Origin of the sequence: Arthrobacter sp. SAFR-044 (genome assembly GCF_051965175.1) — a bacterium.
In the GTDB taxonomy this organism is placed as follows: domain Bacteria; phylum Actinomycetota; class Actinomycetes; order Actinomycetales; family Micrococcaceae; genus Arthrobacter.
Map to the genome: position 1 here is coordinate 31,759 of NZ_JBQCMK010000002.1, position 25,543 is coordinate 57,301.

Here is a 25,543-nt window from a genome sequence, read left to right on the forward strand (position 1 = left end):
TCGCCGGAGCTGCCGTTCATTCCCCCAGCATGCATCAGACCCCGGCACAAGCGGGGGCACCGCTTGGGCTATGTGGATAAGGCGGACGGCCGCGTCAGCCCGGAAACGCAGGGTCGATGGGGCCCTTGATTTGGGGCGACCAGCCGTTGCCCAGGCGCTGGAAGATGCCCTCTGCGGACTGGACGTAGATGTCGTCGGCACCATTGCCTGCACTGATGGCCACCAGGCCGGGCCATGGGGCCAGCTGCTGCGGTTGACCGGAGGTGAGGGACAACAGCTCCGGTGTGACGTTTGCACCGGCTGCCGCCTTCATGACGGCAACGGTGGTCCCGTTCACCCACACCCCCTGGTCGGGATCGCCGGCACTGACCAGAGTGATGGGCGTGGTCAGTTCGCGCGGCGTGCCGTCACCGGCCCGGATCACGCCGGTCACCTGCACCTTGGACTTCCCGTTCTGCTCGGAAATGACCAGCGCGCGCACGCCGTCCCGTGAAATGCGGAGTTCCTTCACGGTCCGGCCGGCAAGCCATGACGGTGCGAGTGTCACGGATGGCACAGGCGCGCCCTCGGCCACCCCGGTGGGGTGGAACGCGACGACTTCGGTGGCACCCGCGGCACCCGGCCCGGCCGTCCACACCCAGTCGTTGACACTGAACGACGGCCGGCTGAGGGTGCTCCGGGTGGTCAGGGCGCGCGCAGGCTGGCCGGGAGTGATGCTGTACAGGGTGGTGCGGCCGTCATTGAGGAAGGCCGCAGCCTGCGACACCGATGATTCGGCAGGGTAGCGCGGGTTGAGCGCCGAAACCGGCTGCATGTCGGGCAGCGGCGAAACACGGTTGTTTTCGTAGCGCACCAGCTCGTTGCCACTGATGGCGATCTGGCGGGAAGGCACGGTTTTGTCCAGGACCGGAGGAAGGACAGATCCGTTATCCTCCACCCGGACCAGGTCCTGGTTGGCACGCAGCTCCACGTTGACCACATCAGGCTGGCTGCGGAAGGTCAAGGTCAGTTGCATCTGCATGCGCAGCCGGTCCTCCGCCGAGGTTTCCGTCAGCTCCTTCGCCGTCAGATCCACCTGCGCGGCCCCGGACACCACCGGGACGGATTCACGGGCCAGCTTGATCCCCGAGGGAAACGCGCTGGCGACGGCGCCACGGAGATAGGGAGCGGGGCCCGCCAGCAGTGCGCTGGTCATGGCCTTGACGGTCTTGTTCTTCAGGAACCAGCGGACGTCCGGGATGGCGTAGGTGAACGTGGGGTCGTAAAAGTAGATGGGGTACGCGCCGTAGATCACCTTGAACGTTTCCTCCGCGATGGCGGTCCCGTCCGGAATTGCGGATATCCGCCACTCGCCGTCCACCTGGGTCACCGTCACGGGAATGCGTTCCACTGTGCCCGGTGGGGACTGGGTGGCGATGCCGTCGGCGTCCACCGTGTAGGAGACATCCAGCTCGTAGTTGAAGACGTTTTCGGTGCCCGTGGGGACAACGCGTGCTTCCCGGTAGACCAGCGCGCGTTTGTCCGGTTTCCAGGACACGGCCGATGCCTGCGTCAGGTACTGGCGGGCCACCGCGTAGTCGTCCTCGTAGCCGCTGCCGGCCCGGTAGAAGTAGTCGATGATGGTCTCAGGTGACGCACCGGGCTGGGGCGCGGCCGGAAGGAAGACGGGTGCGTTGACGTTGCCTGCGCTGCTTTCGCTGCTCTTCCCCACCGGGCCGGATGTGGGGATCCTCGCGCAGCCCGACAGGAGGACGATCAGCAGGGCGAGCAGTGCCGCCGGGTACCTGGAGTGGCGCATGGTGGCCCTCATGGTGTCTCCTCGGGGGCCCGGGGTGCAGCAGGCCTGGCTCCACCGGTCTGCAACAGCACCATGTTCTTGTAGTCCTGTTCGGCAGGTATGCTCCCCGGTGCTCCGGGCATCGTGGCGTCCTTCGGTTCCAGCTGTACGGGCGACTCCGTGATTTCGCCATCCTGGCGCAGTGGAAGGGTCAGCCGGAAGTTGGCGCCGTCGCCCTTCCTGCCCCAGGCCTGCAGCCATCCATGGTGCAGCTTGGTGTCCTCCATGGCGATGGACAGCCCCAGGCCGCTGCCTCCGGTGGTGCGTGCGCGCGCTGGGTCGGCACGCCAGAATCTGTCGAAGACCCGGGCAGCCTGGGCCTGGTCCATTCCTATCCCATGGTCCCTGACGGCAACGCCCACTGCCGTCTCGTTGGCCGCAACCGTGACGGTCACCGGTTTGCCCTCGCCGTGCTCCACCGCGTTCAGGATCAGGTTGCGCAGGATCCTGTCGATCCTCCGCGCGTCCATTTCAACGATCACGGCATCCGCGGGGGCCGTGTAAAGGATTTCCGACCCATACTCCGCCGCTACCGGCGCCGCCCCCTCAATGACGTGGGCGATCACCTGGAGGAGATCCTCCGGTTCAGCATCCAGGACCGCCACGCCTGCATCGAAGCGGCTGATTTCGAGGAGGTCCGAGAGGAGGGACTGGAACCGCTCCACCTGGTTGTAGAGCAGCTCTGCCGAGCGCTTGTTGATGGGGTCGAAATCGTCACGCGCGTCGTACAGGACTTCTGCGGCCATGCGGACGGTGGTCAGCGGCGTCCGCAGCTCGTGCGAGACGTCGGAGACAAAGCGCTGCTGCATCTGCGAGAGCGTTGCCAACTGGGTGATCTGCTCCTGCAGGCTGGCCGCCATGTGGTTGAAGGAGGCACCAAGGCGGGCCACTTCGTCCTCGCCTTTCACCACCATCCGCTCCTGCAGCTGCCCGGCTGCGAGCTTCTCGGAAACCATGGCGGCGTGGCTCACCGGGCTGACCACGTTGCGCGTGACGTACCAGGCGACGGCGCCGATCAGCAGGACCAGTACCGCACCGCCGGCCCAGAGGACGCTTTGGATCTCATTCAGTGTCTGCTGTGCCGTGTTGAGGTCGTAGATCAGGTAGAGCTCATAGACGGTGCCGTTGAAGGTCACTTTGTTCCCGACGGCGATTCCCGGCCGGTCCTCGGTCCCCACGGGGATAACGGTGGATGCCCAGTACTGGTCCTTTCCGGACTCCTGGACTGCCTTCCGCAGGTCAGGGGGAATGACGCTGACCGTCAGCTGGTCCGACGCGCGGGACTCCACCCAGCGGTTGCGGGGTTTGGTCTGGTTGGGCATCGCCTCGAAGACGTAGCGCCGTTGGATGACCGAGCCCCGCCCTTCGACGGCGCTGAGCGTGTCTGATACCAGGGTGATGACGCTGGACTGGTCGGTGACCTGGGCGCCGTCGAACGTCTCCTGCACCTGCTTGACGTTGTAGCGCGTCTCCGACTCTGCCTGCGTCAGCCGCTCCTGGAACAGGTTGTTGGCGATCTGGTTGGACAGGTAGGCGCCGACGACCGCGAAGGAGGTCACGGCCAGCATCAGGGTGGTGAGAACGGTGCGGAACTGCAGGGACCGGCGCCAGCGCTGCTGCAGTGCCCGGCCCAGGTACCGCAGCCCCGGAAGGAAGCGGCGGACACCGGTCCGCACCAGCCGTGCCACGCGGAGCGCCACGATTAAGGCGCGCCGCTGCCAGATCCGTGCGCGGAAGGCGATATGCCGCAGACCGGGAGTTCCGGTATTGCCGGGTCCGGGCGCGTCGGTCTCTTCACTGCGCTGGACAGTACTGCCCTGCCCGCCGTCGTCCTGGCTCAAGCCTTGATCCGCGGAATGCGGCGTTGCGCGCCGGTCCGGTTCCCCGTCCTGCGCGGCGGGGTCAGACCCCTGCTTTGTAGCCGACACCACGCACCGTCAATACAACTTCCGGAGCTTCCGGGTCCTGCTCGATCTTGGACCGCAGGCGCTGGACATGGACGTTGACCAGGCGGGTATCGGCGGCGTGGCGGTAGCCCCACACCTGCTCCAGCAGCAGTTCCCGGGTGAAGACCTGCCAGGGCTTGCGGGCCAGGGCCACCAGGAGGTCGAATTCCAGCGGCGTCAGGGAGATCCGCTCGCTGCCCCTGCTGACGGTGTGCCCGGCGACGTCGATGGTGATGTCCGCGATCTTGAGCGTTTCGGGTGCCTTCTGGTCCCCCGGGCGGAGGCGGGCGCGCACGCGTGCCACCAGTTCGGCGGGCTTGAACGGCTTCGGCACGTAGTCGTCAGCACCGGATTCCAGTCCGCGGACGACGTCGGAGGTATCAGATTTGGCGGTCAGCATGACGATGGGAACATCGGACTCGCCCCGAATCTGGCGGCAGACTTCGATGCCATCCATGCCGGGAAGCATAAGGTCGAGCAGGACAAGATCCGGCCGCGATGAACGGAAAATGTCGAGGGCCTGGGCGCCGTCAGCGCAAAAGACCGGCTCGAAGCCGTCGTTACGGAGGACAATTCCAATCATCTCGGCCAGCGCTTCGTCATCGTCTACCACCAGAATGCGTGCCTTCATAGCTATATATTCCCTTATCGGGATGGGTTTGTCCTGTTGAGCGGCCTCCCGGCATGGCGGGACACTAGGCCGCCCGACGCCGGAACTATAGTCTTGGGGTCACGCCCTGCTTTGCCGGCGCGCCCCTTTGGGCGGGCCGGCTGCGGGGCAGGCGGACTGATATGGGGGAGGAAATCAGTGTCACCACAGGAGCCGCAGCGCGGGGATCCAACGCCGGAGTGGCCGGGCAAAGGCCATGACGACGGCGGGACCGCGGCTGCCGAGGGACCCGGCCAGGTGCCGCCTGCCTGGGATCGGCCGTGGGCGCCCCCGGCAGGGCAGGTAACGGACGCCGCACAGCAAGAAGACACCGCACAGCAAGAAGACACCGCGCAGCAAAAGGATACGGCGCAACAAACGGGCAGCCCGCAGCATAAGAATGCGGCGCAGGAGTGGGCCGCAGGACAGCCGGGGCAGCAGGCACCCTGGTGGGAGGAGCGGCGGGCGTGGCAACAGCAGTCGCCGCCGCAACCGCAGCCGTGGCAAGAGCGCGGACCGTACCCGAACGGGAACGTTCCCTACCGCGGAAGCACACCGTCCGGCACTCCCTACGGTGGGCAGCCCTACAACGGTTCTCCCCACAATGGACCGTCCTACACTGGCTCCCCTTACGGGAGTCCGCCGTATCCTTCCCCGTCCGCCGGCGCCGCTCCGTACGGGGCCTCCCCCTACGGCGCCTCCCCTTACGGACAGCCGCGCTATGTCGCCCCGCCCAAGCCGGGCATCATTCCCCTGCGGCCGCTGATGTTCGGGGAAATCCTGGATGGCTCGTTCCAGGCCCTCCGGCGCAACGCCAAGGCGATGCTGGGCGCAGGCCTCCTGGCGCAGTCCCTGTCGGCTATCCTCGCCGCAGTGCTCACGGGAGTGGTCGCGACGTCATCCGGGTCCATTGAAGCCTGGGCGAAGACGGCCAGCAGGACTGACGTCGCGTCGCTGGGGATTGGGCTGATAGCCGGGTTCGCCGTGCTGTCCATCCTGTCCGTGTTCATGTCCGTGGTCCTCCAGGGCGCCATGGTGGTCCCCGTAGCGCGGTCGGTCCTGAACCGGCCTACCGGCTTCCGGCGCATGGTGTCGCTGGTGCGGTCACGGATCGGGGCGCTGATTCGGCTGGCCGCGGTGCTGGTGGCCGCTGCCGTGGCCGCCATGGCGCTATTCTTCACCCTCATCGTGCTCCTGCTCTCCAATGTCCGCGGCGCGGCCTCACTGCTGGTCATCCCCCTGATGATGGGCTTCGTCGTGCTGTTCCTCTGGGTGGCGGTCAAGCTCATGGTGGCGCCTGCCGCCGTCGTCATCGAAGAACTCGGCGCCATTGCGGGACTTAGCCGCTCGTGGGCCCTCACCCGGGCCAACTGGTGGCGCATCCTTGGCATCACCCTGGTAGTGGGAATCCTGGTGGCAGTTATCACCCAGGTGGTGTTGATCCCTGCAAGCCTCCTCCCCACGGTCCTGTCCGGAGTCGTCTCGCCGCACGGCGGCAGCGGACAGGACGCAACGCTGACTGTGGCCATCGGCATCATTACCGCGGTAGTCGGAGCCTTGGTGGGCGCAGTGGGCTACGCCTTCCAAACGTCTGTCATGGCGTTGCTCTACATGGACCTGCGGATGCGCAAGGATGGACTGGATATCGCGCTCCTGCGCGGCCTGGAGACCGGAGCGGATCCCGACGGCATCCCCGGCCGGAACGCCGAGGCCGGGCGCACTCCGTACCCCGGGCATGGAACGGCGCCAGGGGCATGGCCGTATGGCCGCTGAACCGCCAGTGCTCCCCGGCGCCGACGAGGCACGGCGATGGGCGGCAGAAGAGCTGGCCAAACCTGAATACCGGGACGCCGCCCCGTCCTGGCTGGACACCCTGTGGCGGAACTTCCTTGACTGGCTGCAGTCCCTGGACGGCTCCCAGGGGGACGCCGCTCTGGTACCCAGCCCCGTCATTGCCCTCGTCATTGCTGCCATCATCGCGGCCGCCGTCCTCCTTGCCCGCCCCCGGCTGAACGCGCGGGCCCGGCAGGCCAAGGACGTCTTCGAAAGGGAAACCGCCCTGGCCGCTGCGGACTACCGGAACCGCGCGGAAGCCGCCGCCGACGCCGGACTGTGGGGGGACGCCGTCGTCGACCGTTTCCGAGCCGTGGTCCGCAGCGCAGAGAACAGGACCATCCTCGATCCCCAGCCAGGCAGGACCGCCGACGAGGCCGCGCAGGCATTGTCAGTGCCGTTCTCCGGCGAGTCCGGGCGCCTGGCCAGGGCAGCGGCCACTTTTGACGGCATCCGCTACGGAAACAGGGCAGCAGGCACTGCGGACTACCAGGAAATGGTGGCGCTTGACGCGGCACTGGACGCCATGAAGCCCGCGGCCGGCAGCCCGGTGTTGCAGTTATGAGCGGGGCGACCATGGCGGGCACGGAGCCTGGCAAGGACACGGATTCTGCACACAAAACGCGCCAGTCCCCCGGACCTCCGACGCCGCGCGGGAAACTCTCCGCCGGCAAGTTTCTGACCTGGCTGCGGCGCCACAAGGGCGTCGCAGCAGCGGCAACGGTGGTGGCGGCTGCGCTGGCCCTGGTCATCGCCACGCAGCTCGCGCCCAAGGGTGACACCGTCCGTCTCTCAGTCCACAATGCCGGACCCGAGGGCGCCAGGGCACTGGCGGAAATCCTGGGCCGGCACGGAGTTTCGGTCCATACCCCCGGCCGGTTCGACGCCGCCCTGGATGACCTTCGCTCGGGCTCCTCCCCCACCCTCCTGCTCTACGACCGGAACGGCGTCCTGGACGGGCAGCAGCTGGCCGGCCTTGTGGCTGCCGCTGACCGCGTCGTGGTGGTCACCCCCAGGCTGGAAACCCTCGCTGACCTGGAGAGCGGCATCCACCAGGCCGGCGTCGTCCCTGATTCCTCCCCTGTCCTGGACCCCGGTTGTGCCGAGCCGGACCCGGAAGCAGCCGGACAGGTCACCGGCCGGCAGGGATACGTGTACGACGGCGGGACCACCTGCTACCGGGCGGCAGGAACCGCGGGGATGCTTGCCGTCAGCGACGACGGCGGGCTGGCCGTACTGGGCAGCACGGCAGTCCTGGGCAACGACAAACTGGACGAGCTGGGAAACGCCGCGCTGGCGGTCCGGCTGCTTGGCACGTCGCCGGACCTCGTCTGGTACCTGCCCTCGATCGAAGACGCAGCGGCGGGCGGATCCGGGAAAACCCTCGATGACCTTGCACCGGGCTGGGCCCGCTTCCTGGGCCCCTGGCTGCTGGTGGTGGCGTTCGCTGCCATCATGTGGCGCGGCCGCCGCCACGGCCCGTTGGTGTTCGAGCCGTTGCCGGTGGTGGTCAAGGCTGTTGAAACTGCAGAAGGACGTGCCCGGCTTTACCAGGACTCACGTGCCCTTGAACAGGCCCGGGACAACCTTCGGGCCGGCCTGCTGGTGCGGCTCGCCGGAAAACTGAGGCCGGGCCCAGGCGCAACCGCCGAGGACACCATTGCCGCGGCGGCCCGGCTGCTCGGCAGGGATGCAGCCGGCGTCCGCACGTTGGTCAACGAACGCCCCACAACCGAAGCCCGGCTGGTGGCCTGGTCGCAGGCGCTGGACAAACTTGAGAAAGAGGTCATGACCCGATGAGTGAACAGAGCAGTGGGCCGGGGGTCCTTAACCCCCTGGACGCCAACAACAGGATGGACGACGACGGCGCGCGGCAGGCGCTGCTGGCCGTCCGCCGCGAGGTGGCAAAGGCGGTGGTGGGGCAGGACGCCACGGTCACGGGCCTGCTGATTGCCCTGCTTTCGCAGGGACATGTGCTGCTGGAAGGAGTACCCGGTGTTGCCAAGACCCTGCTGGTCAGGGCGCTTTCCTCCGCCCTGAGCATGGACACCAAGCGGGTGCAGTTCACTCCCGACCTCATGCCGGGCGACGTCACCGGCTCGTTGGTCTACGACTCCCATACGTCAGAGTTCAGCTTTCGGGAGGGGCCCGTCTTTACCAACCTCCTGCTGGCCGACGAGATCAACCGGACCCCGCCCAAGACCCAGGCCTCCCTTCTCGAGGCCATGGAAGAGCGGCAGGTGTCCGTGGACGGAGTGTCCAGGCGGCTGCCGGCGCCGTTCCTGGTGGCAGCCACCCAGAACCCGGTGGAGTACGAGGGGACCTATTCCCTGCCGGAGGCGCAACTGGACCGGTTCCTGCTCAAGCTCACCATGCCCCTGCCCGGGCGCGGTGAGGAAATCGAGGTGATCCGCCGGCATGCTGCCGGCTTCGATCCCCGCGACCTGGCAGCAGCAGGCGTCCGGCCGGTGGCAGGCGCGGAGGACCTGGAACGGGCCCGCGAAGCAGTGGCCCGGGTGGCCGTGGAACCGGAAATCATCGGCTACATCGTTGACCTGGTGCGCGCCACCAGGGCCGCCCCCTCGTTCCAGCTTGGCGTCTCACCGCGCGGCGCCACTGCCCTGCTCAATACCTCCAGGTCCTGGGCCTGGCTCTCCGGGCGTCCTTTCGTCACCCCGGACGACGTCAAGGCGCTGGCCCTGCCCTGCCTGCGGCATCGGGTGGCCCTGCAGCCCGAAGCCCAGATGGACGGGGTCCGGGTGGACGACGTCCTGGGCAGCATCCTGGCCTCCGTCCCCGTTCCGCGCTGATGGCCATCTCGGGGCGCTTCGTGGCGGTGGTGCTGCTGGGCGTGGTGCCGGTGCTGCTGTTCCCGGGATGGCTGACCGTACTCGCCGTGGCTGCCGTCCTCGCGGCCCTGCTGGGCGCTGACCTGCTGTTTGCTGGATCCCCCAGACTGGTGAGTGCGGTACGTGCGGAGCCGGAGAACGTCACGCTCAATAACGCGGTGGAGGCAGTCCTCACGCTCCGCAACGGAGGTTCCCGCAGGCTCCGGGGCTCGTTCAGGGACGGGTGGCAACCTTCCGCCGGGGCGCAGGACCCTGTCCAGGACATCGACGTCCCCGCCGGCGAAAGCAGGCGGTTCGCGGTCAGGCTCCGGCCTGCCCGGCGGGGGGACCTCAAGGCGCCACACGTGACAATCCGCTCCTATGGTCCGCTCAGCCTGGCAGCCCGGCAGCGGACCATCGGGTGCCCCGGCTCGGTGCGGGTACTGCCGCCCTTCCATTCGCGCCGGCACCTGCCCTCAAAGCTGCGGAAGCTGCGCGAACTCGATGGGAAGGCCGCCGTCCAGATCCGCGGTGCCGGCACAGAGTTCGATTCCCTGCGCGACTACGTCCGCGGTGATGACGTGCGGTCCATCGACTGGCGCGCCACAGCCCGGCGCTCCTCGGTCGTGGTCCGCACCTGGCGGCCGGAACGGGACCGCCGGGTGGTCATGGTCCTCGATACCTCCCGAACCTCCGCGGCGAGGATCGCTGACGAAACCCGGCTGGACACCGGGATCGAGGCTGCACTCCTCCTGGGCGTCCTTGCCGAACGGGGCGGCGACAGGGTGGACTTCCTGGCCTTTGACCGCAGGACCCGGGCGCGGGCAGGTTCTGCAGGCCAGGGCGACATCCTGGGCCGGCTGGTCCAGGCCATGGCTCCCCTCGAAGCGGAGCTGATCGAGATGGACTGGCCAGCCGTGCCGGCACAGGTCCGCGCCGTCTCCGCGCACCGGTCACTCGTGGTGCTGCTGACAACACTGGACAGCGGAGCACCCGAAGAAGGCCTCCTCCCGGTGGCGGAGCGGCTGGCCAGCCAGCACGTCGTGGTGGTGGCGGCCGTCCGCGACCCCCAGCTGGGCACCATGCTCCGGGAACGCAACGACGCCACCGGCGTGTTCCGTGCGGCCGCCGCCGAGCGCGCCCTCCTGCAGCGCGCGGCGGTCACCGCCGAACTGCGCCGCTACGGCGTCGAGGTGGTGGACGCCGAGCCCCATGACCTGCCGCCCCGGCTCGCGGACATGTACATCCGGCTCAAGGCTGCCGGTAGATTGTGAAGCTGGAGGCCGACAGCGCCGCCGCAGGCAACAGGAGGTCCACGTCATGAGCGTCCCCATCTACCGGCAGGCCCTGGGCGCCGGGTACTCCCGGCTGCAGCCCGAACTCCAGGAGTACTTCTCGCTGGCGCCGGGTTCCGGACAGTACGGGGTGGGGGAAGGAACGTTCGACGTCGTGGGGTGTCGCCAGCGGTGGCTGCGCCCTTTGCTGCGGCTGGCTGGGGGCGAAGAGGCCTTTTTCCCTGAATACGGTGAGAACATCCCGTTCCGGATCGAGAACCACGCCCACCAGGATCCATTCGGCCGTTCCAGCCTCACGGCCCGCCGTGAAATCCGTTTCCCGGACCGCACCCGGCTTTTCCAGGACACCACCAGCGTCACCAGCCGGGAGGGCAGCCCCCAACTGGTGGACTACGTGGGACGCTACCGGCGCCTGGTGACGGACCTGAACCTGGGCGTCACTGCCGAAGGCAGGCTGCGCGGCGTTTCGGAGGCGTCGCGGCTCTTCGTGGGCCCTCTCCGCGTACCGCTTCCGGCAGCGCTGGACGCCAAGGCCTATGCCGAGCAGTGGTGGGATCCGGCCGAAGGCAGCAATGGGCGGCACCGCATCCAGGTGAAAGTCATCCAGCCACAGATTGGACTGGTCCTGGTGTACGCGGGGACATTTGATTACCGTCTGCGCCCCTACAGCGGCGGCGGTTCCGCGCAAAGCTACCTGCCCCGCTACGCCCAGCCGGACCGCTGGGAGAACAGGGTCTAGCTAGCCCAGCGCCTGCTGGTTCAGGCCGTCGGCCACCTGGGTGAGCCGGTGCAGGACGGCTGTGGCTTGGGCAGGTGTGTGGCCCGCCAGCCCTGCGGCGGGCGTCACCCGGATTGCGCGCAGCAATGAAGGCGGCAGGCCCAGCTGGCGCCAGGGACGCCACACCGAGTCCACGCAGTGGGCAACTTTGGGCAGCGGACCGCCGGCGGGAACATCCAGGGCGCCGGCCCAGAATTGTTTTCCAGCCTCCACCGCTCCGGCCACCTGCTCCCACTGGCGGTTGGTGAGCGCTTTCAGCGGCAATGCGACACCGTCAGCCCCTGCGCTGAGGGCCAGCTCGATTGGGGCTTCGATTTCGGGGAACGACACCACAACCTCATTTGCACCGGCTGCACGCAGTGCGTCCAGGACCAGGCGCCATGACTCGCGGGCCTCCGTTGCTGCCACCGAGCGAAGGGTGCGGTAGCCGCTGCCCGTGGGGATGGTTCCGGCCAGCACGGCGGCAATGGCGGGCTCGTCCACCTGCACCACCAACCGGGTGCCAGGAACGGCCGCAGCCGCCCGGGTGAGGTAACTGCCCACTCCCGCTGCCAGGGAAGCGGCCAGGTCCCGGCGGGCTCCGTGGTCCAGCAGGGCGCGTTCACCGTTGTGCAGGTAGAGGCCGGCGGCAAGGCTCAGCGGTCCCACAAGCTGCACCTTCAATTCCGCGGCAGAAATGTCCTCTGCCCCGGCCACATCGGCCAGGACGTGCAGGTCGGTGGACAGCGCCGACGCTGCGCGGCGCATGTCCTTGCCGGGGCGGTCCACGAGCCGCCAGCCGTGTGGCTGGACATCCACCGCGAGTTCCACCAGGAGGGAGGCGGTGCGGCCCAAGGCGTCTGACCCGACGCCGCGGTCGGGCAGTTCAGCCAGGAAGGGAAGGTGCGGGTTGCCAAGCTCGCCGCGGATGATCCGGGTGGCTTCGAGCGGATCGTCGCCCGGCCATGGTCCCAGGCCGGTGGCGGTGACTTCCGTGGCCGTTCGGTCCTGGTGAAGCCCCGAGGCCGGGAGCGTGCTGCCCCCCGGTTGCTGCTGTTCCCGGCTCACGCCAGTGCGGAGGTCTGCGGCTGCTGGCCGGACGAGGCCTGGTGGTCCTCGGCGATGGCCTCGTGGTGCCGGATCACCTCGCCGATGATGAAGTTAAGGAATTTCTCCGCGAACGCCGGGTCAAGGTGGGCGTCTTCGGCAAGGCGGCGCAGCCGGGCGATCTGCGCGGCTTCACGTCCGGGGTCGCCGGCGGGGAGTCGGTGGGTTGCCTTCAGGAAGCCCACCTTTTGCGTCGCCTTGAAGCGCTCGGCGAGAAGGTACACCAGGGTGGCATCAATGTTGTCGATGCTGGAGCGGATGGACAGCAGTTCAGCCATCACCGATTCGTCCACGTGGCCTGCGAGCGAGCTTGCGGAGGGATCAAAATCGTCGGAGCCAGGGGCGCTGGGGTTGTGCTGCGTCATGGCTCCAGTCTATGGGAGTCGAGGGAGTCACCGCGGGTGTGAAGCGCCGGTGCCGGCCGCCTGCCGGCACCGGCGCTCCATGCTGTGGGAATCCGGGCGGGGTCAGATGCCCAGGAGTGCCCGGTGCTCCTCGCGCCGTTTGGCCTGTTCGGCCGGGTCCGGCACCGGCAGGGAGGCGATCAGCCGCCGCGTGTAGTCATGCTGCGGGTTGCCCATGACCTGGCTGCCGATCCCCTGTTCCACCAGTTTGCCCTTGTACAGCACGCCCACCCAGGATGACAGGATGTCCACCACCGCCAGGTCGTGGCTGATGAAAAGGCAGCCAAAACCAAACTCCTCCTGGATGTCCCGGAACAGCTCCAGGACCTTCGCCTGCACCGATACGTCCAGGGCCGACGTCGGCTCATCCGCGATCAGCAGCCGGGGGTTCAGGCTCAGGGCCCGCGCCAACGACGCCCGCTGGCGCTGGCCACCGGACAGTTCGTGCGGGTACCGTCCCGCGTACGACGCCGGCAGCTGGACTGATTCCAGCAGCTCACCGACGCGTTTGCGCGCCTGGGCGTCGCTGGGCCTGGTGTGGATGAGCATGGGCTCGGCGATGCAGTCGCCGATGGTCAGCTGCGGGTTGAAGGAGGCTGCCGGGTCCTGGAACACGAAGCCAATATCCTTGCGGAGCGGTTTGAAAGTGCGCTCCCGAAGGTTCAGCATCTCGTAGCCCAGCACCTTGAGGCTGCCGCCGGTAGTCCGGTTGAGCCCGGCGATGGCGCGGCCAATGGTGGTCTTCCCGGAACCCGACTCCCCCACCAGGCCAAAGACCTCACCCCTGGACAAGGTGAAGCTGACCCCGTCCACGGCTTTGAAGGGCGGTGTCCCGAGCCGTCCCGGGTACTCGATTACGAGGTTGTCGGCAGCTACCAGCACTTCCTCATCCTGGTGTCGCCGCTCAGTCAGGCCTTCCGACGCCGAATTGCGGCCCAGGTGCGGCACCGCGGCAAGGAGGTTCCGGGTGTAGTCCTGTTTGGGTTCGGCGAACAACGTCTTCGCCGTCGCTTCCTCGACGATGTCGCCCTGGTACATCACCACCACCCTGTCTGCCAGGTCTGCCACCACGCCCATGTTGTGCGTGATCAGCACGATGGACGTGCCGTACTTGTCCCGCAGGTCCCGGAGGAGCTCAAGGATTTCCGCCTGCACGGTGACATCCAGGGCGGTGGTGGGTTCGTCGGCCACAATGAGCCCTGGATTCAGGGCCAGGGCTGCGGCGATCACCACGCGCTGTTTTTGGCCGCCGGAAAACTGGTGCGGGTAGTAATTGACCCGGTGCGCGGGGTCCGGAATGCCTACTTTGCCCAGGGCCTCGATGGCACGGGCCTTGGCTTCCTTCGCGGATACCCGCCCCCCGCCGTTGGCATTGGCGTGGGCGCGGATGCCCTCGGTGATCTGCCATCCGACGGTGAACACGGGGTTCAGGGCGGTGGATGGTTCCTGGAACACCATGGCTACGTCCCGGCCGCGGATCTGGCGCAGCCGGCCGGGGCTGAGGCTGATGACGTTGGCGCCGTTGATCAGCACCGCGCCGGAACTCACCGCCGTTTCCGGGAGCAGGCCCAGGATGGTCTTGGCGGTGACCGTCTTGCCGGAACCGGACTCCCCCACGATGGCCAGGACCTCGCCTGCTTTGACGTCCAGGCTGACATCCTTGACGGCGTATACGTCGCCCCCGTCCGTGGCGAAGGTGACCTTCAGGTGGTCGATGTCGAGGACTGTTTTCCGGTCCTGGTCCTGCCGGCTGGGCACGGGATCACTATTGGTGGTCATTGTGCTCTCACTTCCAGTTCAATTGCCGCTTGCGCAGCGGAGGGGCCACCGTCATCTTTTCGACCTGAACGCTTGCGGCCGCGGAGCCGCGGATCGTTGAGGTCGTTGATACTTTCGCCCACCAGGGTCAGGCCCAGGACTGTCCAGACAATGGCGAGCCCGGGGAACAGCCCCGTCCACCAGATGCCTGATGTGGTGTCGGCAAGGGCCTTGTTCAGGTCGAATCCCCACTCAGCTGCCGAGCTGGGTTCGATGCCGAAGCCCAGGAAGCCCAAACCGGCCAGGGTCAAGATCGCTTCCGACGCGTTGAGGGTGAAGATCAGCGGCAGCGTACGGGTGGCATTCCGGTAGATGTGCCGGGTCATGATGCGGATGTTCGATGCGCCCACCACCTTGGCCGATTCGACGAAGGGTTCTGCCTTGAGACGGATGGTCTCGGCCCGGATCACGCGGAAATACTGCGGGATGAACACCACGGTGATGGAGATGGCGGCGGCCAGGATCCCGCCGAACAGGCTGGATTGTCCACCGCTGATGACGATTGCCATGACGATGGCAACCAGCAGTGACGGGAAGGCATAGATGGCGTCAGCGACGACCACCAGGACGCGGTCCAGCCACCCCCCGATGTACCCGCTCACCAGGCCGAGGATGACGCCGGCGAAGATGGAGAGGACTACTGCCACGATGATGACCAGGAGTGCTGTCTGCGTACCCCAGATCACGCGCGACAGGACGTCATAACCGCCCACGGTGGTGCCCAGGAGGTGCTTGCCGCCGGGAGCCTGCTGGGTGGGGAAGGCGCCGTCGGCATCGGACAGCTGCGCGAATCCGTAGGGCGCCAGCAGCGGTGCGGCCAGCGCGGTGAGCAGGAAGATGCCGGTAAGAACGAGCCCCACCACCAGCATGAAGCGCTGCAGGCCGACGCTTTTGTTGAAGTGCGAAACAACCGGCAGCCGCCGGAACATGGAGGCCCGCGGGTTGGTGACGGGCTCGAGAGTGGCATTGGCGGACATTTCAGTACCTCACGCGGGGGTCGATCAGCGCGGCGATGATGTCCACGATGAAGTTGGTGACGGCGACGATGACGGCCAGCAGCACCACGATGCCTTGGACGGCTACGAAGTCGCGGGCCGTGAGGTAGTTGGCCAGCTGGAAACCGAGGCCTTTCCACTCAAACGTGGTCTCCGTCAGCACGGCGCCGCCAAGCAGAACGGCGATCTGCAGGCCCATGACCGTGATGATCGGAATCAGCGCCGGCTTGTAGGCGTGCTTGGTGACCAGCCGGAACTCGCTGACGCCCCGTGAGCGGCCGGCTTCCACGTAGTCCTTGCCGAGCGTGCCGATGACGTTGGTCCGGACCAGGCGCAGGAAGACGCCGGCCGTCAGGAAACCAAGTGCTATGGCGGGAAGGACCGCGTGGGACATGACGTCGCTGAAGGCGGCCATGTTGCCGCTGCGCAGGGCGTCCAGCCAGTAGATCCCGGTGGGGGCCTCGAGCGCGGTGAGGGACAGCTCGGTCCTGGTGCCCGCGCGGCCTGCCACCGGAAGCCAGCCCAGCCACACGGAGAACACCAGCTTGAGCAGCATTCCTGCGAAGAAGACGGGGGTGGCGTAGAACAGGATGGCCAGGATCCGGAGAACCGCATCCGGCAGGTGGTCGCGGCGGTGGGCCGCGACCATGCCCAGCGGTATGCCAACCAGCAGCGCCACGATGAGGGCGTTGATGGCCAGCTCCAGCGTGGCGGACCCGTAGGTGGTGAGCATCTCGGTGACCTTGCGGTTGTCCGAGAGGGTGGTGCCAAAGTTTCCTGTGACCAGCTGGCCCAGGTATTCGAAGTACTGCACGAGCAGTGGCCGGTCGTAACCGGCGGCATGGATCCTTTCCTGGAGCTGTTCAGGAGGGAGCCGGCCGCCCATGGCGGCGGTGATGGGGTCACCAGTGATCCGCATCAGGAAGAACACCATGGTGACGAGGATGAGGATAGTGGGGAAGATCAGCAGGAAACGGACCAGGATGTACTGGCCCAGCCCTCCGCCTCCCTGCTTTTTCTTGGGCGGAAGGAGTGCGTCCGCGTCACTGGGTGGCGCGTCAATCAAAGTTGTCATCGGTACCTGGATTCGTGGTGACCGGGAGCCAGCATTCCCCTCGGTGCTGGCTGGTGACGGGCGAAAGGCGGGACGCCGTTGCGGCGTCCCGCCTCTGGGCCGTCAGAGCCCGATGGGGGTGGAGTGCTTACTTGGACAGGACGCCAAGGCGGGTCTTGAAGGAGGGGTCAAGGGTCTTCTCGACACCCTTGACGTCTTTCCCTGCCACGAGCAGCTGCGAGCCCTGGAGGAGCGGCAGCGTGGAGAGGTCCTTGGCAACAGCCGTCTGGACGTCGCCGATCAGCTTCTGGCGCTCGGTCTTGTCCGGGGTGGTCAGCTGCTTCTGCACGAGGTCCGTGACAGCCGGGTTCTCGTAGTGGTTCTTCAGGAAGTTGCCGGGGATGAAGAACGGCGTGAGGTAATTGTCCGCGTCCGAGTAATCCGGGAACCAGCCCAGCTGGTAGACCGGGTAGGCGTCAGCGGTCCGCGCCTTGGAGTAGGTCACCCACTCGGTGGACTGCAGGTCCACGGTAAACAGGCCCGACTTCTCCAGCTGCTCCTTGACCATGGCATATTCATCGCCGGAGGACTTGCCGTAGTGGTCCGGATTGTATTGCAGCTTTACGTTGACCGGCCCGGTGACTCCGGCATCCGCCAGGACCTTCTTGGCCTTGTCCAGGCTCGGCTTGCCGTTGCCGTCGCCGTACAGCTCCTTCATGGGCTGGGTTGCTCCGGGCAGGCCGTCCGGCACCACGGAGTACGCCGGGACGTAGGTGCCCTTGTAGACCTGGTCGGAGATGGCCTGGCGGTCCACGATGTCGGCCATGGCCTGCCGCACCGCCAGGGCCTTGGCCGGATTGGCCTCCGGAGTCTTGGCACCGAACGGCATGGTGTCGAAGTTGAAGACGATGTACCGGAGTTCACCGCCCGGTCCCTTGTAGACCTTGACCTTCGAGTCCTTATCCAGGTCCGCGGCGTCGGTGGCGGTCAGGCTGCGGCCGGCAACGTCGATGTTGCCGCCCTGGACGTCAAGCTTGAGGTTGTTGGAGTCGGCGTAGTACTTGATGACGGCACTGTCGTTGGCCGGCTTGCCCAGCAGCCCGTTGTAGTCCGCGTTGGCCTTGAGGCTGACAAGTTCGTTCTTCTTGTACGAGTCGATGGTGTACGGGCCCGCGAAGGGCTTGCCGGCGACGATGTCCTCATCGCTCATCACCTTGTCGGCCGGGAAGACTTCCTCGTCGATGATGGGGCCCGTGTTGGTACCCAGGACGCTGGGGAACACCTGGTCGTTGGCCTGCTTGAGCGTGAAAACCACGGTGGTGTCGTCCTTGGCCTCAACTGACTTGAGGTTGGACAGCAGGGATGCAGGGCCATTGGGGTCGTCGATCTTGACGACGCGGTCGTAGGAGAACTTCACGTCGGAGGCTGTCAAGGCATGGCCATTGGCGAACTTGAGGTTGGGCTTCATCTTCACGGTGAACTCGGTGGGCGCCGTGAAGGAGGCGGACTCCGCTATGTCCGGGCTGACCTCGGCGGAACCGGGCTTGGAGTTCATCAGGAAGGGATAGACCTGGTTCATGACCAGGAACGATCCTGCGTCGTAGGAGCCGGCGGGGTCGAGGGTGACGACTTTGTCCGTCGTTCCGAAAGTGATGGCACCGCCACCGGCGCTGCCGCCGCTGGCCGTTCCGCCGCCGCCGCCCGAGGGTCCGGTGCAGGCCGTCAGGGCCAGGGCGGAGATGCCTGCAAGCGCGATGGCGCGGTGCAGGGCCTGTGTGCTCTTGATCATCTGTGAACTTTCTGTCCGATGAGTACGCGCACGCCCGCGGTCGCAGGCTCATAGCCCCAGACGCCGGCGTGCAGTGCTGATCCCTAGATTGAATCAGAGAGTCAGCCCTCGGGACGGCCGTTTCTGTGAGTTCGAACACAAACTTTTCCTAAAAGTTACCCGGCAGGCCGGGCAGCACCGTCACGGAGGATACCGGGCACAACAAAACACCGCCCCGGCGACAACCGGGACGGTGCTTTAAGCGGGGATTCAGAGTGCGGCGCGCTGCAGTGAGCGGGCGGCGTCAATGGTCGCCTGGCCCAGCACCCGGCTGCCCTGGTACAGCACTATCGTCTGGCCCGGGGCCACGCCGCGCAGCGGCGTCACCAGCCGGACCACCAGCCGGCTGCCGGCCGTGCCGTCTGCGGGCTCCACAAGGGCAGAGGCGGGAACCGGATCCCCATGCGCCCGGACCTGTGCATGGCAGTCGAATTCGGCTCCGGTTTCCACTTCGGCGATGGGCAGGCCCGCCCAGGAGACCTTGATGCCGCGGATCTCGTCGATGGCCAGCAGCGCCTCCGGACCCACTACAACCTTGTTTTCCTTGGGCCGGATTTCCAGCACGAAGCGGGGCTTTCCGTCGGCAGCAGGCGTGCCAAGCTTGAGCCCGCGCCGCTGGCCCACGGTGAAGGCGTTGGCTCCAGGGTGCTCACCTACCTTGGCCCCGGTCTCGTCCACGATGTCGCCGTTGGCCATGTCGATCTTTTCAGCGAGCCAGCCCGCGGTGTCCCCGTCGGGAATGAAGCAGATGTCGTGGCTGTCCGGCTTGTTGGCGACGGAGAGGCCGCGCCGCTCCGCTTCGGCCCGCACCTCGGCCTTGGAGGGGGTGTCCGCCAGTGGGAACATCGAATGCTTGAGCTGTTCGTGGGTGAGGACGCCCAGGACGTAGCTCTGGTCCTTGGCCCAGTCGGCCGCGCGGTGCAGTTCCCGGTTGCCGTCGGCGTCCTCGATGACCTTGGCGTAGTGGCCAGTGCAGACGGCGTCGAAGCCAAGGGCAATGGCCTTTTCCAGCAGGGCGGCGAACTTGATGCGTTCGTTGCAGCGCATGCAGGGGTTGGGCGTCCGGCCGGCGGCGTATTCGTCGATGAAGTCCTGGACGACGTCTTCCTTGAAGCGCTCGGAGAAATCCCACACGTAGTAGGGAATGCCCAGCACATCGCAGGCCCGCCAGGCGTCCCGCGAGTCCTCGATGGTGCAGCAGCCGCGGCTGCCCGTGCGCAGTGTGCCCGGCATGCGCGAAAGGGCCAGGTGGACGCCGACGACGTCGTGTCCGGCCTCCACCGCCCGGGCGGCGGCAACGGCGGAGTCAACTCCGCCGCTCATGGCTGCTAGTACTCGCATGCTGGCTTTCTGTTGGGGATGGTTGCTGTCTTTCCGGGGCCGTGCTCGGCGCATCGGCGGCGGAAACGATCTTCGCCTATCCATTCTACGGCGGCAGGCAAATCCGCCGCCCGCAGAGTGTGCCGCCACGGGCCCTCAGGCGCCGCGGACGGCCCGCCGCGCCTCGGTGCCGGCAGTCTGGATGGAGGACTCGTGCCCTGCCATGCCGGCTTGGCGCGCCCGTGAATAAGCTTCGGGCAGCGCCGCAAGGAGGGCGTCGACGTCGGCCTCCGTGGAGGCGTGACCCAGGCTGAACCGCTGGGCGCCGCGCGCTGTCTGTTCGTCCAGGCCCATGGCCAGCAGCACGTGGGAGGGGCGGGGAACGCCTGCCGTGCACGCCGAACCGGTGGACGATTCGATGCCGGCCAGGTCAAGGAGGAACAGCAATGAGTCCCCTTCGCAGCCCGGGAAGGTGAAGTGCGCATTGCCCGGAAGCCGGCGGTCACCGGTTGCGCCGCGCAGGACCGCCTCCGCAACGCGTTCGCGGACACCGTTGATCAGCCGGTCGCGCAGGGCAGCGATCCGCGCCGCTTCAACGGGCAGCGAAGCAGCAACCGCCTCCGCAGCGGCCGCAAAAGCAGCGATGGAGGCAGTGTCCAGCGTGCCGGAGCGGACGTCACGCTCCTGCCCGCCGCCGTGCTGCACCGGCGTCAGCTTGACCGCCCGCCCCAGCAGGAGCGCACCGACACCCACCGGGCCGCCGATTTTGTGCCCGGAAACGGACATGGCATCCAGGCCGGAATCCTTGAAATGCACCGGCACCGAGCCGAACGCCTGGACGGCGTCGGAGTGCACCGGGACCCCGGCGGCATGGGCCAGTTCCACGACCTGCTTGATGGGCTGGATGGTGCCAACCTCGTTGTTGGCCCACATGACAGTCACCAGCGCGACGGTGCCGGGGTCGCGGGAGAGTTCCGATTCGAGGACCTCAAGGTCCGCAACACCTTCGCTGTCCACGGGCAGCCAGGCCACTTCGGCGCCCTCGTGCCGTTCGAGCCACTCCACGGTGTCCAGCACTGCGTGGTGTTCGACGGCGGAGCACAGGATGCGGCGCCGCTTTGGGTCTTCTGCCAACCGGGACCAGTACATGCCCTTCACGGCGAGGTTGTCCGCCTCGGTACCTCCGGAGGTGAAGATGACTTCCGAGGGGTGGGCGCCTGCCGCCGCGGCAATCGTTTCCCGCGCGTCCTCGACGGCACGGCGCGCCCTTCGTCCGGATCCGTGCAGTGATGAGGGGTTGCCGGTCCGCGCCAGTTCACGCGTCAAGGCGGCGAGCGCGGCACCGGAAAGCGGCGTGGTGGCGGCATGGTCGAGGTAGGCGGGCATCCTCAAATTCTATCGCGGCCGGCTGCCGCGCCCACGGCGCGGAGCCGTCAGCTCCCGGCCGTAATCCTCGCGCAGCAGTGGCCGGGCCCGGCAGCAGGGACGACCCGGTCTTCCGGGCCGCCGCAGCCAACCGCCGCCCCTCGCAGGAAGGCGCCGTTCATGTCGCACACCACTGCCGTATGGTCCCGGGAGAGCCGGTGGAAGGGGCAGTTGGCGAGCAGGTAGCCGCCATCCCCGTCGGGCTCCGGCTGATAGCCCGCTTCCGCCAGGAACTCTTCCAGGCCTTCGGAACCTTCTGCCAGTTCCCGGCCTTTCCGGAAAGCGACGGCGCGCAACGATTCCCCCACCGGCGCACCGTCGGCCTGGGTGGCCTCAATCGCCGCAGCCATCAGCTCCCCGGCGAGGTCGTAATTCCGGTCCGGCACGGATGCTCCCACTTCGCTCCCCACTGGCCGGTACATCTTGGCGGGGCGTCCGGACCCCGGCCCCGTCCTGCCCGCAGGCTTGTGGAACTCCACCGCCAGCAGCCCGTCCTGGACCAGCCTGTCCAGATGGAAGGAAACGGTGCTGCGCGCCATACCGGCGGCCTCGGCCACCTCGTCGCGCCCCACGGGCCGGGGCGAAGCAGCGACCAGTTCAAACAGCTGCAGCCTCTTGGCGTCGGTCAGCGACGCAACGGCAGCAATCCTGTCCGCCCAGGGAAGTCGGTACATGATGCCTCCAATTCCAAAGTCAAGATCTATTGATTATAGACCTCGGCCGTCTCTAAAATTGGCATACCTACTTTTAGAAGGAGAACACCATGAAATCAGCATCGGCAATGCGGGCCCAGCATGCACCAGCCACCGTGCCGCCGGCACGGCAGGCGTTCCTGCTGCTGCGGACCGTATTCACGGTCGCACCGATCCTCTTCGGACTGGACAAATTCACCAATATCCTTACGCACTGGACCGTCTACCTTGCCCCCCAGGCCACGGCCATCGTGCCGCTGCAGCCCCAGACCTTCATGTACATCGTGGGAGTCGTGGAAATCATTGCAGGCGTGGCGGTGGCAGTACGGCCAAAATACGGTTCGCTGATCGTGGCCGCGTGGCTGGCCGGAATCATCGTCAACCTGCTCCTGCTGGGAAGCTTCTACGACGTCGCACTGCGTGACTTCGGTCTGCTGGTGGGTGCCCTGGCCCTCAACCGGCTGTCAGTGGGAACGGCCCGAACCACCGCGTGATTCCACGGGCACTACCGGGCGCGTGGACACCGCGGCCAAACATCTCCGCCGGCAGCTGAGCCCTCCAGCCGCCGGCGGTTTTGGTGTTCCAGGACCTGGCAGGACTCAGGCAGACGGCGGCACCAAGGGCAGGTAGCGGACCACGTCCTGGCGGGCCGCGCCCAGTGTTGCCGCATCCGGGCAGGACACTGAGACGTAAGCCGATGAACCGGCAGCACCAAAGACCCTTGCCAGCACCGCGACGGACCGTCCGCCGGGAGCCGCCTGCTCCAGGGCCAGCACTTCCACGTGCCGGCCGGGAGCATCCGGGCTGCCGCCCCACTGCAGGGTTGCCGTCTTCAAGTAGGAGGGCTGGACGGTTGCGTCAAGGTACTGGAACAGGGCAACGGTGGACTCCCGGTCGTCTCCGCGGACCAGCGCTGCCTGGCCGGTGCTGGCCCTTGCGGCAACCATGCAGCCATCGGCCTTGGCATACTGGCTGGCACCGGCCACGTTGTCCTTCACCAGCTTCCAGCCCGGCGCGCCTTTGAGGTCATCCGAGATTCCCACGGGCACCCCTGGAGCCAGATCGCCACCGGCAGCGAAGGGCATATCCCGGCCCGCCACCGCCGCGGCATCGTGGCCGGGAGTGATGGTTGGCGTGGCCACCACCGGAGTACCGGCGGGAGCTGCGGTGACGGAAGGATCCCGCACGTCCACACTGCATCCGCCCAGGAGCACGGCGCCCAGGCAGCCAACCACGAGTGGCACTCCCCGGCGCCATGTCTTGCCGGCCCGTCCCGCCGTCGTCGGCATTTTCTTCTCCACTCCGTTGCATCCCCTTCAGCCGGTGTTCCGCCGCGCAGGCACGAGTCTAGACTCCGGGCTCCCGGGAACCCGCAGGCCCGGGACGTTCGTTGTCACCGCAGGCGCACCATCCATGCTGGCTAGACTGGGCGGGCACTCCACTTTCCGGCCGGAAACGGGGAAGCCGCGCACCAAGAGAAGGAAGATTGCTTGACCGAGAGCAGCAGCTCCCATTACCAGGTCCTTCGGGTGGCCGTCACCGCCACCGAGAAAGAAATCAAGGTGGCCTACCGGCGTGCGGCCAGGAAGGCCCATCCGGACCACGGGGGTGACGCCGCAACCTTCCGCCGCGTTACCGCTGCCTATGAGACCCTGATCGATCCGCAGCGCAGGAAGGCCTACGACCGCTCCTATGGCGCGGGCACGCTCCGGGACGCCTCGTCCGACGACGGCGCCCACTTTGATGCTCCGGCCGCCGGAAGCAGGGCATCCGCCACCGTCCGCAGGCCGGCCAGCGGTAGGAATACAGCCGGGGACCCGCCCGTCTATGTTCCGCCCTATGAGGGAAATGACGCTCCGCTCATCCCCCTGGCACAAGCGCGGCAGCAGGTGCACGGGATACCGAGAAAGCGGGGAATTTTCGGGGCAGAGGCGCGCATCCAGCGTGAGATGCGCACGGTGCAGCTGCTGACCAGGCAGGTGCTGCCGGCCATCCCCGCCGCGCGGCTGGTCAACGGCCTGCAGTCGCCGGCGGACAACAGCCACATCGACCACGCTGTCCTTTCCGGCTACCGGCTCGCCCTGGTCAACTCGATGCTCCTGCCCAAGGGCGCCTACGCCTGGGACGGCCGGACCCTCAACCACGGAGGCCGCGCGGTGGCACCCCCGCAGCTGGCCCGCGTCGTATGGGCCATGCAGGACATCTTTCCCGAGCTCAACGTCACGGGATGGACGGTGGTGCATAGCCCCGACGGCAACCTCCACGAGCCCGTGATCGACCACCACCGCCGCCCCGCAGGTGCGCTGGAGACAGTCCAGATCGTCAACGCGGCAGGAATGGTGCGTGGCCTGAAGGAATTCCTGGTATCCGGCCCGGCTCCCAATACCGTGAACGTCCCGGTCCTGGCCAGGCTGCTGCGCGGCATGCACTGACGGCGGTGGCTAGGATGGGGAGGTGTTCCGCATCCTTTTCCATGAACCAGAAATCCCCGGCAATACCGGCAATGCCATCCGTCTTGCCGCCATCACCGGCGCCGAACTGCACCTCGTGGAACCCCTGGGCTTCGACTTCTCGGACGCAAAACTGCGCCGGGCAGGGCTCGATTACCACGACCTCGCCGTCGTCACCGTGCACGAGACCATCGGGGACGCTTGGCAGCAGCTGCAGCCCGAACGCGTCTACGCGTTCACCTCGGACGGCACCACCAGCTACACGGATATCGACTACCGGCCCGGAGACGTCCTGCTGTTCGGCCGCGAATCGGTGGGCCTGCCGCCGGAGCTGAAAACCGATCCCCACGTGACCGCCACGGTGCGCCTGCCCATGTTGCCGGCCCTCCGGTCCCTGAACCTGGCCAATGCCGCCTCCATTGCAGTGTATGAGGCGTGGCGCCAGCAGGGCTTCGCCGGCGCCAAAATCTAGCACGCCGCCCGCGGCCGGCCTAAGGCCGCCCCGAGATGAAAAAACTTGCCGGCCACCCCATCCACCCTGCCCGCGGCGCCGAATGGCTCTTGAAGACATTCAAGCGGAGCTAGGAGCGGCAGGTGACTCTACTGGAGGCAGCTTCCCGGCCGGACAACCGCATCCGGCACGGCACTGCTGAGGATCCGGCGCCCGGAGACTTATGCTTGAACGTAATGGAAACTCCCAACGCGCCGAACTCCGAAGGCTCCGCCGCGGTGACTGACCCACCTGCAGACCTCAGCCAACGCCTCTCGGCCCTTCTGGCGGCCATCGCCCGTGGGGACCAGGCGGCGTTCGCCGAGTTCTACCAACTAACATCGCGCAGGGTCTTTGGCATGGCGCGCCGCGTCCTGATCGATCCCGAACTCAGTGAAGACACAACGCAGGAAGTCTTCCTCCAGGTCTGGCAGAACGCCGCGAAGTTCGATCCGCAGGCAGGGAGCCCGCTGTCCTGGCTGATGACCATCTCCCATCGCCGTGCGGTGGACAAGGTCCGGTCATCACAGTCCTCCACGGACAGGGAAGCCAAGTACGGGGCCAGCACGCAGGAGATCGACCACGACACCGTTTCCGATGAAGTGGGCAGCAGGCTGGAGGCCGAGGCGGTGGTCCGCTGCCTGGGGACGCTGACCGAAACACAGCAGGAATCCGTGCGCCTGGCCTACTACGGCGGCCTCACCTACCGGGAAGTCGCAGAACGGCTGAATGCCGCAGTGCCCACTATCAAGTCCCGCATCCGCGATGGACTGATCCGATTGAAGACCTGTCTGGGGGTGAGTTGAGATGAACGG

At 67.1% G+C, this 25,543-nt stretch carries 23 protein-coding genes; 10 read left to right on the forward strand and 13 right to left on the reverse strand.

Features of this window, described 5'->3' with window-relative positions:
• Positions 1-94: 94 nt before the first annotated feature.
• The 3 genes from ACTHQS_RS02885 to mtrA all read right to left on the reverse strand — a co-directional run bounded on the left by ACTHQS_RS02885 (position 95) and on the right by mtrA (position 4,414).
• On the reverse strand, positions 95-1,810 hold the full coding sequence (locus ACTHQS_RS02885) for an LpqB family beta-propeller domain-containing protein (RefSeq protein WP_440165913.1): 1,716 nt from the start codon (positions 1,808-1,810) through the stop codon (positions 95-97).
• Complete coding sequence (gene mtrB / locus ACTHQS_RS02890) at positions 1,807-3,579, reverse strand: MtrAB system histidine kinase MtrB (protein WP_440166643.1); 1,773 nt, start codon at positions 3,577-3,579, stop codon at positions 1,807-1,809. The genes ACTHQS_RS02885 and mtrB overlap by 4 nt, the downstream gene beginning before the upstream one ends.
• A 160-nt stretch (positions 3,580-3,739) precedes the next feature.
• On the reverse strand, positions 3,740-4,414 hold the full coding sequence (gene mtrA, locus ACTHQS_RS02895) for an MtrAB system response regulator MtrA (RefSeq protein WP_141159962.1): 675 nt from the start codon (positions 4,412-4,414) through the stop codon (positions 3,740-3,742).
• 177 nt (positions 4,415-4,591) lie between these two features.
• On the opposite strand from mtrA, the gene ACTHQS_RS02900 reads away from it, so the two are divergent.
• Genes ACTHQS_RS02900 through ACTHQS_RS02925 form a run of 6 tightly spaced genes read left to right on the forward strand, consistent with a single transcriptional unit; the run spans position 4,592 to position 11,127 of the window.
• Entirely contained in the window at positions 4,592-6,205 is a 1,614-nt protein-coding gene (locus ACTHQS_RS02900) for a DUF7847 domain-containing protein (protein ID WP_440165915.1), read from the forward strand.
• Positions 6,195-6,830 (forward strand): DUF4129 domain-containing protein, encoded by a 636-nt coding sequence (locus ACTHQS_RS02905; protein ID WP_440165918.1) that lies wholly within the window; start codon positions 6,195-6,197, stop codon positions 6,828-6,830. Before ACTHQS_RS02900 ends, ACTHQS_RS02905 begins: the two co-directional genes overlap by 11 nt.
• On the forward strand, positions 6,827-8,065 hold the full coding sequence (locus tag ACTHQS_RS02910) for a DUF4350 domain-containing protein (protein ID WP_440165920.1): 1,239 nt from the start codon (positions 6,827-6,829) through the stop codon (positions 8,063-8,065). The genes ACTHQS_RS02905 and ACTHQS_RS02910 overlap by 4 nt, the downstream gene beginning before the upstream one ends.
• Entirely contained in the window at positions 8,062-9,075 is a 1,014-nt protein-coding gene (locus ACTHQS_RS02915; RefSeq protein ID WP_440165922.1) for an AAA family ATPase, read from the forward strand. Before ACTHQS_RS02910 ends, ACTHQS_RS02915 begins: the two co-directional genes overlap by 4 nt.
• Positions 9,075-10,367 (forward strand): DUF58 domain-containing protein, encoded by a 1,293-nt coding sequence (locus ACTHQS_RS02920; RefSeq protein WP_440165924.1) that lies wholly within the window; start codon positions 9,075-9,077, stop codon positions 10,365-10,367. The genes ACTHQS_RS02915 and ACTHQS_RS02920 overlap by 1 nt, the downstream gene beginning before the upstream one ends.
• A 46-nt stretch (positions 10,368-10,413) precedes the next feature.
• A complete protein-coding gene (locus ACTHQS_RS02925; protein ID WP_440165925.1) occupies positions 10,414-11,127 on the forward strand; it encodes a DUF4166 domain-containing protein in 714 nt (237 codons plus the stop codon).
• Here ACTHQS_RS02925 and ACTHQS_RS02930 read toward each other — a convergent pair whose 3' ends face one another.
• The 9 genes from ACTHQS_RS02930 to ACTHQS_RS02970 all read right to left on the reverse strand — a co-directional run bounded on the left by ACTHQS_RS02930 (position 11,128) and on the right by ACTHQS_RS02970 (position 21,770).
• Entirely contained in the window at positions 11,128-12,120 is a 993-nt protein-coding gene (locus ACTHQS_RS02930) for a hypothetical protein (RefSeq protein WP_440166645.1), read from the reverse strand.
• 89 nt (positions 12,121-12,209) lie between these two features.
• A complete protein-coding gene (locus tag ACTHQS_RS02935; protein ID WP_440165927.1) occupies positions 12,210-12,617 on the reverse strand; it encodes a chorismate mutase in 408 nt (135 codons plus the stop codon).
• A 102-nt stretch (positions 12,618-12,719) separates the two neighbouring features.
• The gene (locus ACTHQS_RS02940) at positions 12,720-14,435 is read right to left on the reverse strand and encodes an ABC transporter ATP-binding protein (protein WP_440165929.1); all 1,716 of its coding nucleotides are present in this window, start codon (positions 14,433-14,435) and stop codon (positions 12,720-12,722) included.
• The gene (locus ACTHQS_RS02945) at positions 14,432-15,451 is read right to left on the reverse strand and encodes an ABC transporter permease (protein WP_440165931.1); all 1,020 of its coding nucleotides are present in this window, start codon (positions 15,449-15,451) and stop codon (positions 14,432-14,434) included. The genes ACTHQS_RS02940 and ACTHQS_RS02945 overlap by 4 nt, the downstream gene beginning before the upstream one ends.
• A gap of 1 nt (position 15,452) precedes the next feature.
• Positions 15,453-16,544, reverse strand: a complete 1,092-nt coding sequence (locus ACTHQS_RS02950) for an ABC transporter permease (protein ID WP_440165933.1) — start codon at positions 16,542-16,544, stop codon at positions 15,453-15,455.
• Between the two features lie 127 nt (positions 16,545-16,671).
• Positions 16,672-18,312 carry an ABC transporter substrate-binding protein gene (locus tag ACTHQS_RS02955; protein WP_440165935.1) on the reverse strand — a complete coding sequence of 547 codons (1,641 nt, stop codon included), beginning with the start codon at positions 18,310-18,312 and terminating at the stop codon, positions 16,672-16,674.
• 249 nt (positions 18,313-18,561) lie between these two features.
• A complete protein-coding gene (gene mnmA / locus ACTHQS_RS02960) occupies positions 18,562-19,692 on the reverse strand; it encodes a tRNA 2-thiouridine(34) synthase MnmA (RefSeq protein ID WP_440165937.1) in 1,131 nt (376 codons plus the stop codon).
• Between the two features lie 135 nt (positions 19,693-19,827).
• Positions 19,828-21,057 carry a cysteine desulfurase family protein gene (locus ACTHQS_RS02965; protein WP_440165939.1) on the reverse strand — a complete coding sequence of 410 codons (1,230 nt, stop codon included), beginning with the start codon at positions 21,055-21,057 and terminating at the stop codon, positions 19,828-19,830.
• A 47-nt stretch (positions 21,058-21,104) separates the two neighbouring features.
• Entirely contained in the window at positions 21,105-21,770 is a 666-nt protein-coding gene (locus ACTHQS_RS02970) for a helix-turn-helix transcriptional regulator (protein WP_440165941.1), read from the reverse strand.
• An 89-nt stretch (positions 21,771-21,859) separates the two neighbouring features.
• Here ACTHQS_RS02970 and ACTHQS_RS02975 point away from each other — a divergent pair, with 89 nt between their 5' ends.
• Complete coding sequence (locus ACTHQS_RS02975) at positions 21,860-22,282, forward strand: hypothetical protein (RefSeq protein WP_440165943.1); 423 nt, start codon at positions 21,860-21,862, stop codon at positions 22,280-22,282.
• Between the two features lie 105 nt (positions 22,283-22,387).
• On the opposite strand, the gene ACTHQS_RS02980 is transcribed toward ACTHQS_RS02975, so the two are convergent.
• On the reverse strand, positions 22,388-23,089 hold the full coding sequence (locus tag ACTHQS_RS02980; RefSeq protein ID WP_440165945.1) for a hypothetical protein: 702 nt from the start codon (positions 23,087-23,089) through the stop codon (positions 22,388-22,390).
• Positions 23,090-23,278: 189 nt separating this feature from the next.
• Between ACTHQS_RS02980 and ACTHQS_RS02985 the strand changes: the two genes are divergently transcribed.
• The 3 genes from ACTHQS_RS02985 to ACTHQS_RS02995 all read left to right on the forward strand — a co-directional run bounded on the left by ACTHQS_RS02985 (position 23,279) and on the right by ACTHQS_RS02995 (position 25,534).
• Positions 23,279-24,220, forward strand: a complete 942-nt coding sequence (locus ACTHQS_RS02985) for a J domain-containing protein (protein WP_440165947.1) — start codon at positions 23,279-23,281, stop codon at positions 24,218-24,220.
• A 22-nt stretch (positions 24,221-24,242) separates the two neighbouring features.
• The gene (locus tag ACTHQS_RS02990; RefSeq protein ID WP_440165949.1) at positions 24,243-24,710 is read left to right on the forward strand and encodes a tRNA (cytidine(34)-2'-O)-methyltransferase; all 468 of its coding nucleotides are present in this window, start codon (positions 24,243-24,245) and stop codon (positions 24,708-24,710) included.
• Positions 24,711-24,925: 215 nt separating this feature from the next.
• Entirely contained in the window at positions 24,926-25,534 is a 609-nt protein-coding gene (locus ACTHQS_RS02995) for a sigma-70 family RNA polymerase sigma factor (RefSeq protein WP_440165950.1), read from the forward strand.
• Positions 25,535-25,543 lie beyond the last annotated feature (9 nt).

Coding starts and splice junctions, on each gene's coding strand:
- ACTHQS_RS02940 (WP_440165929.1), bottom strand. CDS start 14,435: ATGACCACCAATAGTGATCCCGTGCCCAGCCGGCAGGACCAGGACCGG.
- ACTHQS_RS02975 (WP_440165943.1), top strand. CDS start 21,860: ATGAAATCAGCATCGGCAATGCGGGCCCAGCATGCACCAGCCACCGTG.
- ACTHQS_RS02970 (WP_440165941.1), bottom strand. CDS start 21,770: ATGTACCGACTTCCCTGGGCGGACAGGATTGCTGCCGTTGCGTCGCTG.
- ACTHQS_RS02925 (WP_440165925.1), top strand. CDS start 10,414: ATGAGCGTCCCCATCTACCGGCAGGCCCTGGGCGCCGGGTACTCCCGG.
- ACTHQS_RS02920 (WP_440165924.1), top strand. CDS start 9,075: ATGGCCATCTCGGGGCGCTTCGTGGCGGTGGTGCTGCTGGGCGTGGTG.
- ACTHQS_RS02915 (WP_440165922.1), top strand. CDS start 8,062: ATGAGTGAACAGAGCAGTGGGCCGGGGGTCCTTAACCCCCTGGACGCC.
- ACTHQS_RS02965 (WP_440165939.1), bottom strand. CDS start 21,057: ATGCCCGCCTACCTCGACCATGCCGCCACCACGCCGCTTTCCGGTGCC.
- ACTHQS_RS02995 (WP_440165950.1), top strand. CDS start 24,926: ATGGAAACTCCCAACGCGCCGAACTCCGAAGGCTCCGCCGCGGTGACT.
- ACTHQS_RS02935 (WP_440165927.1), bottom strand. CDS start 12,617: ATGACGCAGCACAACCCCAGCGCCCCTGGCTCCGACGATTTTGATCCC.
- ACTHQS_RS02945 (WP_440165931.1), bottom strand. CDS start 15,451: ATGTCCGCCAATGCCACTCTCGAGCCCGTCACCAACCCGCGGGCCTCC.
- mnmA (WP_440165937.1), bottom strand. CDS start 19,692: ATGCGAGTACTAGCAGCCATGAGCGGCGGAGTTGACTCCGCCGTTGCC.
- ACTHQS_RS02885 (WP_440165913.1), bottom strand. CDS start 1,810: ATGAGGGCCACCATGCGCCACTCCAGGTACCCGGCGGCACTGCTCGCC.
- ACTHQS_RS02955 (WP_440165935.1), bottom strand. CDS start 18,312: ATGATCAAGAGCACACAGGCCCTGCACCGCGCCATCGCGCTTGCAGGC.
- ACTHQS_RS02910 (WP_440165920.1), top strand. CDS start 6,827: ATGAGCGGGGCGACCATGGCGGGCACGGAGCCTGGCAAGGACACGGAT.
- ACTHQS_RS02950 (WP_440165933.1), bottom strand. CDS start 16,544: ATGACAACTTTGATTGACGCGCCACCCAGTGACGCGGACGCACTCCTT.
- ACTHQS_RS02905 (WP_440165918.1), top strand. CDS start 6,195: ATGGCCGCTGAACCGCCAGTGCTCCCCGGCGCCGACGAGGCACGGCGA.
- mtrA (WP_141159962.1), bottom strand. CDS start 4,414: ATGAAGGCACGCATTCTGGTGGTAGACGATGACGAAGCGCTGGCCGAG.